Source organism: Mucilaginibacter aureus (genome assembly GCF_053514885.1).
This window is the reverse complement of record NZ_CP170601.1, coordinates 3517167-3530452: the sequence shown is the minus strand read 5'-3', so window position 1 is coordinate 3530452 and position 13286 is coordinate 3517167. Positions and strand designations below refer to the sequence as shown.

Below are 13286 nucleotides of genomic sequence, written 5' to 3'. Positions count from 1 at the left end.
GGTTTTTTAATGGTTCTTTGATGGGTTAAGGCTGGTCATCCATTGGTTTTGGATGCCAAAGTTTTTATTGGGCACGGTCGAAGCGGTGATCACTAAGGTGCCGCCACGCATGATCTCTTGGTGGCTGAGCCAGTTCCTTTTGAACGGCCGGCGATCAAAACTGACCGAGCGGATATACCGTCCTTTCCCTTTGACGATCACCTGGAACTTACCGAAGGATACCGTGCGGAATAGGGGGACATGAAGGTTATAAACCGGCCAGCCGACGCAGGCAGGTGAAAGGCCAATAGCGGCCATCACGTACCAGGCAGACATTTCGCCCATATCCTCATCCATGGTTTGCAGCAGGCCATCAGGACGATTGTTGTACACGCGGCCGATCTGCGCGCCGATGCCCCGGTAATTATTGTCCTGGTAATACTGGATGACGGTGTCTTTCGCGTAGTGCCGGATCATTTGCTGCGATTGCCAGGGCCGGGAGGTAAACTGGTACATGTAGGGCGCCTGCAGGTCCGGCTCGTTGGAGGCGCAGTAATAATCCTGGGCAAAGAATGTATCCAACTGCTTGAGGTAGGCGCTTTCTCCGCCGCAGGCAGCGATCAGCCCTTCCACGTCAAAGGGGACAAACCAGCGATATTGCCAGATGGTGCCCTGGTACATGCCTCGGGCTTCCAGATGGTCGACATCAGGTTTGGACAGATTTTTAAAATCTTTGTTCCAGCTGCTTTTCCAGTTCGCGGCTTTGTTCAAATAAACCCTGCTCAGGCTATCTTCTTTTAAAATAGCGAGGACCTGCGACATTGCCCAGCTATCATAGCTGCTTTCCAGCGCCTTGTCGGGCGTCTTATCATCCAAACGCTTATTCTCAGCGATCAGGGAATCTTTGATGTGGCTGAAGTCGACAGGATAACCTTTGCGGTAAGCGTCCAGCAGGACGACGATCGCGTGTTCGGTGCGGACGGTATTGGATGGTTCACGTTGGGTCGCCCAGTCTTTCTTTCCGGTTTGATATAGCTTGACGATGCTATTGATCATATCCTGGTAGCGTTCAGGTTCGATGATAGATAACAGCGGCAACTCATTCCGGTAATTATCCCAGATCGACCAGCCGCTGTACGCATGATCCGCAATCTGGTACGGGGCCTGCAGTGTCCGGTAGAGCAGGGAGTAAAACAGTTTTTCTTCTTCTGGGTCGCCGCTGACTTTGATCCGCGACAGCTCCTGTTCCCATTTCGCCTCGTTCTCAAAATTATCTTCCGATTTGGCCGAAAAATGGACGGTCAGCGTTATAGATTTCGCACAATCCAGGGTCAGCATATGAGCGGTACTGTCGGAGATTTTGACCGGTGAACTGAAACGGACGGTATAATAGGTTTTATAGGTGCCGAACCGGCAGGTCGTTCCGCTTTCGATCCAGCCGGATAATATTCCACTGTTCCAGCTATGTTGCTCAGCAACAAATCCATTGGCCAACGCGTGCGACAGGTCCAGGAATAGCTGCTGCTGGCCGGTATAGTGCTCGGTTGCGATGTTACCTTTGACACTGATAGACACACCGATCCCATTTTGAAAGCCTACGGCATAATAGCCGGGGCGGGCCTGTTCACTTTGCTTGATAAGTGTCGTATTTTTCAGGAGGGGCTTGATCAATAAGTTCCCGCCGGAACCCTTGCAGCCAACGCCCTCCAGCCGGTTATGACTAAAACCGAGGAAAGATTTGGCGCGGTGGTCATAGCCGGTATGCGTAGCCGGGTAGGTTTCCGGTGAAACGTCCAGCAGTCCGAATGGTGCACAGGCGCCGGGGGATAACTGTCCATGGTCCCCGGCAGTGCCCAGGAACACATTCACCTTGTCGTTATAATGCGCTTGCTGTGCCTGCACATTTGCGCAGGCGAGCAAGCTCCCCAAAAAGAAAAGGCGTTGAAGGTGGTTCATCAATATCGTTCTTCTTTCATTTTCCATTCGGGGCATTTCTTCTTGATGGGCCATAGTTCGTCAAGGTTATCGCCGTCGTAGAGTATTCCGTCCTTCATCACATATTTGATATCCCTGGAATTATGGATATCCTGCAAGGGATTGGAATTCAAAATGACCAGGTCGGCGATCTTGCCTACCTCAATCGAGCCCACGTCTTTTTGGATACCGAGTGCTTCCGTGCCCATGATCGTCGCGGCCTGCAGTGCTTCCATATTGGTCAGGCCGCCCATTTGCAGTGCCCAAAGTTCATTGTGCGGACCGATTCCCTGGTCGTTACCGTGGCTGCCCAAAGTCACTCTTCCGCCAAAGTGCCGAATACGTGCATCAATACCCGAATAGGTCAATAATCCGTCATAACTACCGTCCCCAGGTTTAACCTTTTCTATCACCTCAATAGATTCGGGACCTTGTACGACCGGTCTCATCTTTGCATCATGGAAACTGAACCTTTTCAATTTGTCATCAGGTTGATGCCAATAGGTATAATTAAAATACTCTTTGGTTGTTTCCGGATTTGGGTTTCCCGTAACCTGAAGCGTAGGAGTGAACCAGGTACCGGACTTTGCGTATAAGAGTAACATATCCTGATACACATCCCCCAATGCGGGATTATGCTCTACGCCGGTGCTGCCATCTTTGATCATACCCCATTGTCCAATGGGATATACGTAGCCTTCATTGGTTAAATTCATGCCGGCTTCGTTGGAAGCTTGTAAGAGCCATTGGCGCTGACCACGTAAGAACGGTGATAGATAGTTCTTCACAACCGTTCCACCCAGGAGCGCGCGTTTTTGTGCCACCCGCTGAGCGTCATTGGCTTCATCGACTCGGGTAATCCCGTCGTCGTCGATCACGGGAACGCCTACGGTAAATAACCTAGGCCCGATCATTTGACCTGACCGCAGCAGTTCTGCATACCCGAAGGCATCATAGGTCTGCGAGGGATCTCTGGCGGTCGTTATACCATAGGCTAGGCTCGTCAGGAACATCCAGGACTGCTGCGGAAATACGTTCGGGGGTACCGGCATATGCAAATGGAGATCGATCAACCCTGGAATAATTGTTTTTCCTGTAAGATCATAAACTTTTGCCACCGGCGGAATGGTGATGGCAGATGAAGCTCCGACACTAACGATTCGTCCGTCCCGGATAATGACCGTACCGTGTTCGATCACGCGATTGCCTCGCATCGTCAGTATTCTGGCATTTTGAAGTGCAATCAATCCATGTCCATAATTAGCCTGGTAGCCCGTGCTCAGGTCTATGACATCATCGGGCCGGACATCAACTTTTAAAGCATTATTTAGCCCATTATTTAAAGTACCAGTAATCCCACCATGGGACCAATAGGCTATTTTGTTTTGGAACATCCGTCCGGCAGCGGCCATAATCTTATCAACACGTATCCGGTAAAAATTTTTGCCGTAAGTCCAGGAGATGACATTATTATTTACCCAGTGAGGTTCTATACCAGCGACGAAGCGTATCACTTGCACATGGCTAAATCTGTCTGAAAGTGCTATCGGCTTTCCCCCGGAGTAGACCGGCGCCAGGTAAAGATCTTCGGCTTTAGAGTAGACGATATACCGCCCATCGGGAGATAACGATTTGGAAGCAAAAAATGTCGGAGCATCTCCAATCGCGATTACTTCCCTTTTCCCTGTGTTTAAATTCCTGGAGATCAACTGAGGCTTTAAAATGGATCCTTTTAATTCCTTTTTACTTAACAGATTTTGACTGGGAGTATAAAAGATACGGTCACCATCGGCGGCAAAAGATAGATTATTAACCAGCGGAATAGAATCATCAATGGCTTTTATTCCCCCGGCATGCAATGACAAGAGTTGAAGGCTTGCAATAGCACGTCTTTCATCCGTCCGGTTGTGCATCGCTTTGGCCATCGTAACCGCAATAGAACCGCCGTCAGGAGCCCAGGCAGGAGACTCATACAGCCCCGGTTCTCTCGTCAGCTGCACAGGTTGTCCACCTTTTGCAGGTACTCGCCAAACGTGCCCGCCGATTGTGTCTTGCCAGGAAACGTAGGCGATCCATTTGCCATCGGGGGAATAGACCGGCTGGAATTGTCCAAAAGGTTGTGATACCAGCAAACGGACTTTTCCTGCAGGGAGATCTTTAATATAAATTTTATCCAGGGCTGAAAAAACTAAGTGTTTGCCATCCGGGCTTGCATGGGCGGAACGTGCAAATTTGCTTTGAATAGACCCATAGCCTATCCGGAAAGTATGGTAATCTAAAGGGCCAAGGTCAGCTTTGACGTCGGCAGTAAAAGGGATTTCATGGTCTTTTCCATTTTCAACATCGATTTGATGAATTTTTCCTTTATAACTCACAAACACGCATTTTGAATCCGGAGAGAAGCAATAGTGATTGAACGGCACATGCGGATCGTAACTTGTTCTTAACATGAGTTGAGGAACCAGCGAACGGCTCGTACCGTTTACCAGATCTTGTATCATTAAGCGTCTTGATAGATCCGATTCCGCAACATAATAACAAAGCCAGCGGCCATTGGAGGAAAGAACGACATTATGGCAATTGCCGTTCACCAATTCGGGCACCTTTGCGATGACCGTTTTTTTCTTAACAGCCGGATCAAACTGATAGACCAACCCGGAATCAGTAAATAAAGTTGATTTACCGTCCTGAGTCAGGCGAAGTAATTGGTCGGGCTTTACACCCAGATCAAATTTGCCTCCCGTGAGGCCGTAAACCCGGTCTCTGGCAATGATATGGTTGCCGTCTGCTGACCAGACCAGATCAAGGTCGTAATCCAGGGCCTCGTCAGGTGGTCCGATAACCGTACGTGCCTTTGTTTGCAAGTCCGAAACATTGACCTGCCAGATGCCTGAATAATCACTCAGGTAGGCGATCTTCCTGGCGTCGGGCGACCAGACGGGCCTGACATTCAAGGCTACCCCCCTGGTGAGTTGGGTCGCCTTTCCACCTGTAACGGCGACTGTGTAGAGGTCGCCTAAGATATCAAAAACCAGCGTTTTTCCATCTGGTGACACATCAACATCCATATAGGTCCCCTCCCTGGTGCTAAAAGAGATAGTGCGGGTGGGTTTGATCGGCAAGCCTTGCTGAGCGTAGCACAGTATTGAATCCAAGGCAAACAGAAAGATCAACAAAAATTTAAAATTGTGGCGCATGATTTTGATTTTGATAATTAAATAAACGGCTTACCAGGTCGGCCGACCTGTTTTGATCTTCTCCAGATTCTTTTGCATATCAGCAATCTGCCTTGGATCAAAATCTTTAGCCAGATTAGCAAGTTTTAAAGCATTTTCTTCCAATTGGAGAGCTTCCTGTCTTTTCCCCAACTTATACAATAAATTAGCTTTAGTGTCCAATACCATTCCTTTACAGACACCATCATAAAGCGATGTGTCATCCATTTCGCTTAATACTATATCAGCCCAAGTTACTGCCGACTGCAATTGGGCGGGATCCTTACTCATCTGAAACACATTCCAGGCATATTGATTTAATTGATTTTCGTTGTAAGCACCAGTCGTCGCCGAATCTGCGAAGTTCAGTTCGACGCGCTCGATCGCGGCCGCACAGGTCCTTAAACTATCTTTTGCTTCTTCATACCAGTGCAATTTGGCCCGAGCGACCGCTTCAGCGCCATGTATCATGCCGTATTTATCTGCCAACCTCTTTTTCAAAACTTCCCAATCGGGCGCGGTCTGCGCAGTTTTCGCTGTCTTTACTTCAGGGGTGATCTGTTCGGCGTAGATTACATCGTTGACGATGCTGAAAGCGAAGCCTTTTTCTTTCATGATCTTATCTGCGTTTGCGGATTGCCCGAACAGGCGTTTAAATGACAGGTCAGCCGTTTGGAGGCCGACCCTAAACTTGCTTAATTGATCCAGGTTCTCCTGTTTAAAGAATTCATTTTCTGGCAGTTTGTCTAAATAGTTTTCAATGTACTCTTGAATAATCTTTGGATAAGACGCTTTATCGAAGCGTCGGGCCATCTGAGCAAAAGCCGGAATCTCTGCGGGGCCAAGCTTGCCTTCCTGGTATTTTTTTAACTGAGGATAGTATTGCTTAGCTGGGTCTTTAGCTTCTTTGATCAGTTGAATGAATTTCCCCGGAAGCTGATAGCCAACTGCTTTATGAACGATCTCTCCGGATGGCGAAAAGAAGAGAAATGTAGGAAAGGATTCGATCTTCTGGGACTGCACCAACTCACGCGCATCGGCATACATACTTTTGATATAATCATTATCATTCTTGGTGATATCACACTGCAGTTTGAACGAAATGAAATCTTTGTTAACGACCGCACCAACCGTGTCATTAACATATACATTTGCATCCATCAATTTACAAGGTGCACACCAGGTTGCGTAACAATCTACAAAGATATATTTATGCTCTTTTTGGGCTTTTTCCTTGATCTGTTTCCAGGTCATACCCTTTTCAAAGCGGATGCCTTTGTCCTGCGCGTAGGTCGCAACGATAAAGAGCGATAAAACTATGAGGAAGAATAACTTTTTCATTTTTTTTTCAATAGTGACCCGCCATGGTTTTATCCCATGTCCGATCGGTGTATAAAATAATAACAGGTTAATAGCCTGGGTTCTGGGACAGATTAGGATCTGCAATGATTTCGGTACTTGGTACCGGGAATAATTGCCATTGCGGATTCCAGCTGCCTGGTGTGCCTAATTTGGAACTGTAAACGTTCCCAGGGCTTCCCATAACCGAATTGATGGTATTCGTCCGGATCAGGTCAAACCAACGATGCCCCCATTCTGTGAATAACTCGACCTGTCTTTCGTGCAGGATGGCGGCCAAAAGGGAGGCTTGATCTTGGGCGCCCGCGTAATTGGGTAAACCGGCCCTGTTGCGGATCAGGTTTAGATCGGCAAGCGCATTGCTGATCTTACCCTGATAGGCTTCCGCCTCCGCCCGGATTAGGTATTGTTCTGATAACCGCAAGACCATAAGATACTCAGTTGGTGACGCCGCACTGGTAGAAATGTCGTGCGATTGATATTTATATGGGAAATAATATTTGGTTCTGTTTGGCGCAGTATACAAGCCGACCCATTGGGAAAATCGTTTGTCATTGGGCTCAAAAGCACTTAACAAAAACTGGTTAATTGCCGTACATCGTTGTGTTCCTGTACTGGGCACTGCATTTAAAAAAAGAAGTTGTCCATCGGTAGTCGCCGAACTTGAAGGTATCGGCGTAGCTAACTGCCAGATCGCTTCGCTACTGTTTTTTAGAAAAACACTATTTGTAGAACCACTTAGATTAGGGCAAAGCTTATACAGGCTATTATTGATCACCTGTGTTGACAGCGCTTCTGCATTTGCATATTGTTTAGTGAATAGATACACCCTTGCCAATAAAGCTTCTGCGGCGGCCTTATTTGGCCTTACCCGCTCGGTCGTAACAGTGGTATCGGACAAATCGACATAATTGTTATTCAGTAAATTGTCCGCGTCCTTTAAATCGGCAATAATCTGATTGTAAACGTCGGATTGCGGAGTTCTTGAAATCGGGCCGTTGATCCGGTAATCGGTGGTCAATACCAGGGGCAGATCACCATATTGATTCGTAAGATAAAAAAACCACAGCGCTCGGACGAATTTGGATTCCCCGGTGAGCTGTTTGGACACATTTGCCGGAATACTGGTGTTGTTCTTTAATTGTTCTATGATTGAATTAGCAGCATAGATATTAGGATAACCCGCCGTCCAAATACCCAGATTTTGCGTTGCGGCCATTGAGTTGGTATAATAAAGGAAATTATTACTACTTGTTGGTGAAGAATAATTTACCAATTCGTCGCTAAGTAAAGCGCAGGGGAGCGTTATGCCATAATATATTCCCGAAGACATGTTGGCATAGATAGTCGTTTGGGCAGCAGTGGCAGATGCACTGGATTTGAACACATCGGCAGTTGCGATCTGGGTACTTGGCGTATCGATCTCGACAAATTTCCGGCAACTTCCTAATACAACAACTATAAGTATTAAATTTAACACTAGGGTTGTCCTTCTAATTTTTGATAATGGAAAGTACATGATTATCTGATTTAACCTGTCTCAAAACAGGTGGGTTCGTATTTAATTATATTCCGATCTGCATTCCAGCCGTCAGCATTCTTAATGGCGGCAGACTCAGGCTCCCCGCGGTTTCCGGGTCCAGACCTTTATAATTGGTCAGCGTAAAGACGTTTTGTCCCTGGAAATAGATCCTTGTTGTTCGGATATGCAGTTTACTGCTCCAAGTTATAGGTAGTTCCCAGGATACGACCACATTCTTTAAGCGTACGAAGGAAGCATCTGCAAACGTGCCGTCACTGCCTTTGAAGTTATTATAAGCGGTTTTGGCTGTAGCCGCGGTACTGTACCGCTGAATAGACGTCACATCGCCCGGGACTTGCCAGCGTGTTAAAACCTCGATAGGTTGGTTATAATTCACTGTACCAGGCATAGAACTAAATGCCTGCAGGTAACCGGGTGAATACTGGTTGACATATTGCACCAGGAAATCCAATGTCACTCCTTTATAGGTCAGCTTATTTTCCACTCCGCCATAAAAACGCTGTGTTACGGGTTTAATGAAGTGGTCATCGGCGGGAACAGAAGGAACGCCATTGGCATTAGAAGTGACAAAGCTGTAAAGCCCGGTTTGCGGATTTACACCTGTATTCAATAAAACATTTCGGGAAGATAATGATTGACCTACCTGATAAATAGTGTTGAATTGCGGGTAATTAGCAAGATTTGGAAAGGCAACTAATTTGTTATTGGGCAGGGTCCCATTAAGGTTGGTAGTCCATTCAAAATTTTTGGATTTCAAATTGATGGTGTTCAGAAGTATTTCTAAACCTGTATTTTGTACCACTGCGGGCAAATTGTATTGCACAGTGTTAAATCCTGCCAAAATTGGCAGCGGAAATCCTACTAATTGATTTCCCGTACGATTCTGGTAGTAGCTTAATTGAACGTTCAGTCGGTCACGCAAAAATCCTAGTTCCAGGCCCGCCTCTAATTTTTTAACCATCTCCCACGCATAATCCGGGTTGGCGATCCGCGAAGGGGTCAATCCATTGATGCCTTGATAGGTGTTGGTAGTGGGGCTATAGGTACTTAACCACTGGTAATCAATGATCTGGTCGTTACCGGAGGTACCATAGCTTGCCCTCAGTTTACCAAAACTTAAAAACGACAGCTTGTTTTCAGCCCATTTCTCTTTGGAAAATATCCAGGCACCACCGATCGCACCAAAATTACCAAATTGCTTACCGGGCCCGAAACGGCTGCTTCCGTCGCGTCTTGCTGTTAAATTTAACAGGTATTTATCATCCCAATTGTAACCTATCCTGCCATATAACGCCGTGTAATGATATAGAACGTTATTACTGCCATAAACAGTTATAGTAGAAGCAGATTGGGGATTGGTAATAAGTGCATCGCTCGTAAACCCATTATATTCAGTTGTGATTGTACTATATTGATTATCTTGAAAAGTTGACCCCAATAAGATATTTAAGTTACCCTTTCCCAATTTCTTTTGATAACTGATGTTCGGTTCAATGATCCATGAAGTTGAACTCGTCAGAGCAATGATATTGTCTCGGCTAGTAATGGGATTTAAAGTGGGATTTACTGACGTTGCAGGTGTTAGTTGATTTTGGTTCATTTCATCCCGGTTATAGCCAAAGGAGCTTTTCAGGTCAAGACCGGGCAGTAATTCATATTTGACCAGGAAATTACTGACTAAGTTATTGGTCCGGGATGACGCGGTGCGCAGGGATACTCCGGCGGGATTTGCCAGAAATGTGGGAGCACCATTATAAATTGCCCAGTTCACATTCCCGTTATTATCGTATAGGGCGGGTGCGTCGGGTGCAGTGATGATGTTAGCTGCAAAATTCACGGAGGGTAAAATATTATTGTCAGCGACATAGCTGGCGGCGAACTGCGTACTGAACCTGTGATCGGCAGAGTTATGGGTCAGATTGATATGGGCCGAAGCTTTTTGATCTGTATAGTTTCCCGGGAATACGGTACCTTGTGTACTATAACCACCGCCGATGTAGAATTGCGTATTGGCGTTGCCTCCGGATATACTCCCCTGGGCATTCGTGAACTGTGCAGTCCCGCCGATGAACACTTTCTGCCAGTTGGTGTATCGGGTCGTATCCCAGACACCGTTGATATCATAATTATTGTCGGTAGGCTTGGTAACGATAGACGGCACGATCAGACCGTCATTTTTAAAGGCCTCCTTGCGCATTTGGAGGTACTGCTGCGTGTTAAGAAGTTGCATCATATGGCCAACCTGGCCTGCGCCGGTATAGACGTTGAAATCGACCCGCGTATCCCCGGCCTTTCCTTTTTTGGTCGTGATCAGGACGACACCGTTGGCACCACGTGACCCATAAATCGCTGTAGCGTCGGCGTCTTTTAAGATCTCAATATTTTCGATGTCCGCGGGATTCAAACCGTTGAACGGACTGAGTCCATTGCCGGCGGAGTTAAAATTGCTGTTGGCATTACCGACCGGTCCGATAGCGCCGTTCGAGCTTGACAAGGAGATCGAACTGAACGGAACGCCGTCAACGATATAAAGCGGGTCATTACCGTTAGCGATACTGTTTTGTCCACGGATACTAATCTTCGCATATGATCCTGGGACGCCGGAGGTCTGTTGAATATACAAGCCGGGTACCTGCCCCGATAAAGCAAGTATTGGATCGGTGGTCACTTGTTTGGCGATATCATCACCTTTGACAACCGTCACGTTTCCGGTATTCAATTCTTCCTTAACAGAATAATAGCCCTTATTTATTACTATTTCCTGAAGGTTTGTTGCGATTGATTTCATAACAACCGTTAAGCTTTTTGCGACATCCCTAGCCAAAATCTCCTCTTTTTCATGGCCAACATAGGTAAAAGTCAGTATCTCACGATCATTGGGAACAGTAATCCTAAAGCTTCCATCCAATCCTGTCGCGGTACCGCTTCCGGTAGCTTTGATCTTTACAGTCACACCCGCGAGAGGTTGGCCGGTTTCGTCGGTAACTCTGCCGGTGACTGTGATCGGGTCGAAAAAAACTTTGTATTTGTCGAGTAGGTTTTCTTCTTTGGCTTTGAAGACGACGGCGTTGTTTTCGATGAGGAAGGTCAGGGCCTGGTTTTTGAGGCTGGCCTGGAGGGCTTCTTCGAGGGTGGCGTCTTTGAGGGTGATGGTGATGGGGGGCGCATTGGTGAAAAGGTCTTCGCTGTAGACGAAGTCGTAGCCGCTTTGCTGGCGGATCTTGTTGAGGACCTGCTCTAAGCTGGCGTTCTTTTCGTTCAGGGTGATCTTTTGCGCCAGGGTGCTGGCACTGACGGTCATTATCGTGATCAGCAGAAGTAGGGTCGTGATCTTCATGACTAAGAATGTTTGACGCGGCACCCGGAAATGCAGGGCACTGCTCATGCGTTTTGCATTATTTTGCATAATTTTGATTTGTTCGGGTTTAATAAATTTGTTTTCACACACGAATTATTATTTTCCCTTTGCGGCTCTGCCCCAGGGGAGGGTTCCCGGACGCTTAACGTATCCCGAGGTCCAAGTCGGGGTGCGTTTTTTTGTTTCCGGTTACCTTGGCCTGCGGCCTAGTTGCGTAAAATTTTTTTCATGGTTGCTCAGGTTAATTATTGTTTTTTCTTTTTCAATACGGTAACTATTTTGCCGTTCACGATAAAGTCTACTTTTCCGGTGTTGCGGAAGAAGTTGAGCACGGTGCTGAGTTTCTGGGTGCGGCTGACCGCTCCGCCGAATTTGAGTTGTTTAAGGCTGGCGTCCGGCCAGTTGAACTGGACGTCATAGATGCGGCCGACCTCGTTGAGTACATCTTCGAGTGTCCGGTGGTTGAGCGGTATCTTGCCCTGCAGCCAGATGGTGGCCATTTCGAGGTCGGCAGGGCCTTTTACGAGTTCATTGCCGGCTAAGTGGGCTTCTTCACCTGGTTTTAAGGTCAGCGAACCGATCTTAATGGCGCCGGTGATTAAAGTGGTTCTGGGATTATCGTAGGCATCCACATTGAATTCCGTGCCGATATCTTCAATGGTCTCCCCTTTCGCGCTGACCTCAAAGGGCTGCGCCGCATTATGCCTAACCTTAAAATAGGCCTGCCCGGTGATGCTCACCTCGCGCCGTTTGCCGGTAAAGTTCACCGGGTAAGTGATGCTCGAGGCGACATCCAACGCGACTTCCGTCCCATCCGCCAGCGCCAAATTGAATTTCTTCCCGCTATTATTCGCCAGCGTATTCATCGCGGGTGCGGCGTTTGTCGCCGTACCCTGATAAGTTAACAAACTATCCGATTGCTTAACCTGCGTATTCCCAATGGCGGTGATCAGACCCTGGTGCTTTTGAAGGAGCTGTATCGTTTTGCCGCCGTTCAGCGTCAGCACCACGCCATTATTGACCGGTGCGCGTTGTTCGGGGTTAACTGCTACTTGTTGCGGTTTATTTTGATGTAACAAATAATAGGTTCCTACCGATAAGAAAAGGAGGATCGAAGCCGCCGCCGCGATGCGCGGCCATAAGCTACGTGTTTTCTTTTCATAAATCACCTCATTCAAATGAACCAGCACCTGTTCAAAAGTATCCAACCGTTCCTCATCCGATAGTTCTTCCGAACCATCAGCGGCCACATGCAGGTACCATTGATCCAGCACGGCTTTTTCGCCGTCCGTGATGGTCCCAGCCTTGTATTTATCCAATAAAACTTTGATGTCTTCTTCTCGCATATGTCTGTAAGACGGCAAGCGGATAGGGAAAGGGGTATCGGGAAAAGAAAAAAAAATATTTGTGATTTTTCTCTTTTGATGGCGGACGTTCGCCACTTAAGATGCCCTACAAAAGTTCCCTCATGTAGCGAGAACAGCGATTTTCAATTTTGGGTTTCATTTGTAAAGGTCATGTCACAGGTCATCTTTAAGTCTTTACCGGAACGTCCGCATAGTATTTCATAAAGATCACATCGTCCATTGACGACCGGGTGTCTGGCAGACTTAGCAACCGTGTGGCCAGGATGTAAGGGAAAGCAGGAAGTGAAAACAAAAAAATACAAAGTCATGGGGCAAGAAACATCACTTAATAACTATGTGTTTTTTAGATTTCTAAAATCTAATTTATTATTTAATTTTATTCCGTTGTTATTTTTTATAAGGCTTTGTAGCTCAATTGGCTAGAGTACCTCAATAATGTCAAAGTTACTGAGGGGGTGTGGGTTCGAGCCCCATCAAAGCTGCTTTTTGCT

6 protein-coding genes and 1 tRNA gene are annotated in these 13286 nt (G+C 47.0%); 1 reads left to right on the top strand and 6 read right to left on the bottom strand.

What is annotated here, in order from left to right; genetic code table 11:
- Window positions 1-6: 6 nt before the first annotated feature.
- From ACFGVR_RS15130 to ACFGVR_RS15105, 6 genes are all read right to left on the bottom strand, one after another.
- The gene (locus tag ACFGVR_RS15130) at window positions 7-1989 is read right to left on the bottom strand and encodes a glycoside hydrolase domain-containing protein (RefSeq protein ID WP_448698153.1); all 1983 of its coding nucleotides are present in this window, start codon (window positions 1987-1989) and stop codon (window positions 7-9) included.
- Window positions 1935-5150, bottom strand: a complete 3216-nt coding sequence (locus tag ACFGVR_RS15125) for an amidohydrolase family protein (RefSeq protein ID WP_448698152.1) — start codon at window positions 5148-5150, stop codon at window positions 1935-1937. Before ACFGVR_RS15125 ends, ACFGVR_RS15130 begins: the two co-directional genes overlap by 55 nt.
- 30 nt (window positions 5151-5180) lie before the next feature.
- Complete coding sequence (locus ACFGVR_RS15120; RefSeq protein WP_448698151.1) at window positions 5181-6509, bottom strand: thioredoxin family protein; 1329 nt, start codon at window positions 6507-6509, stop codon at window positions 5181-5183.
- Window positions 6510-6576: 67 nt separating this feature from the next.
- A complete protein-coding gene (locus ACFGVR_RS15115) occupies window positions 6577-8046 on the bottom strand; it encodes a RagB/SusD family nutrient uptake outer membrane protein (RefSeq protein WP_448698150.1) in 1470 nt (489 codons plus the stop codon).
- A gap of 46 nt (window positions 8047-8092) precedes the next feature.
- Window positions 8093-11476, bottom strand: coding sequence for a SusC/RagA family TonB-linked outer membrane protein (locus ACFGVR_RS15110; RefSeq protein WP_448698149.1), 3384 nt, complete (start codon window positions 11474-11476; stop codon window positions 8093-8095).
- Window positions 11477-11673: 197 nt separating this feature from the next.
- Complete coding sequence (locus ACFGVR_RS15105) at window positions 11674-12774, bottom strand: FecR family protein (protein ID WP_448698148.1); 1101 nt, start codon at window positions 12772-12774, stop codon at window positions 11674-11676.
- A 421-nt stretch (window positions 12775-13195) separates the two neighbouring features.
- Between ACFGVR_RS15105 and ACFGVR_RS15100 the strand changes: the two genes are divergently transcribed.
- Window positions 13196-13277, top strand: a tRNA-OTHER gene (locus tag ACFGVR_RS15100).
- The last annotated feature ends 9 nt before the right edge of the window (window positions 13278-13286 follow it).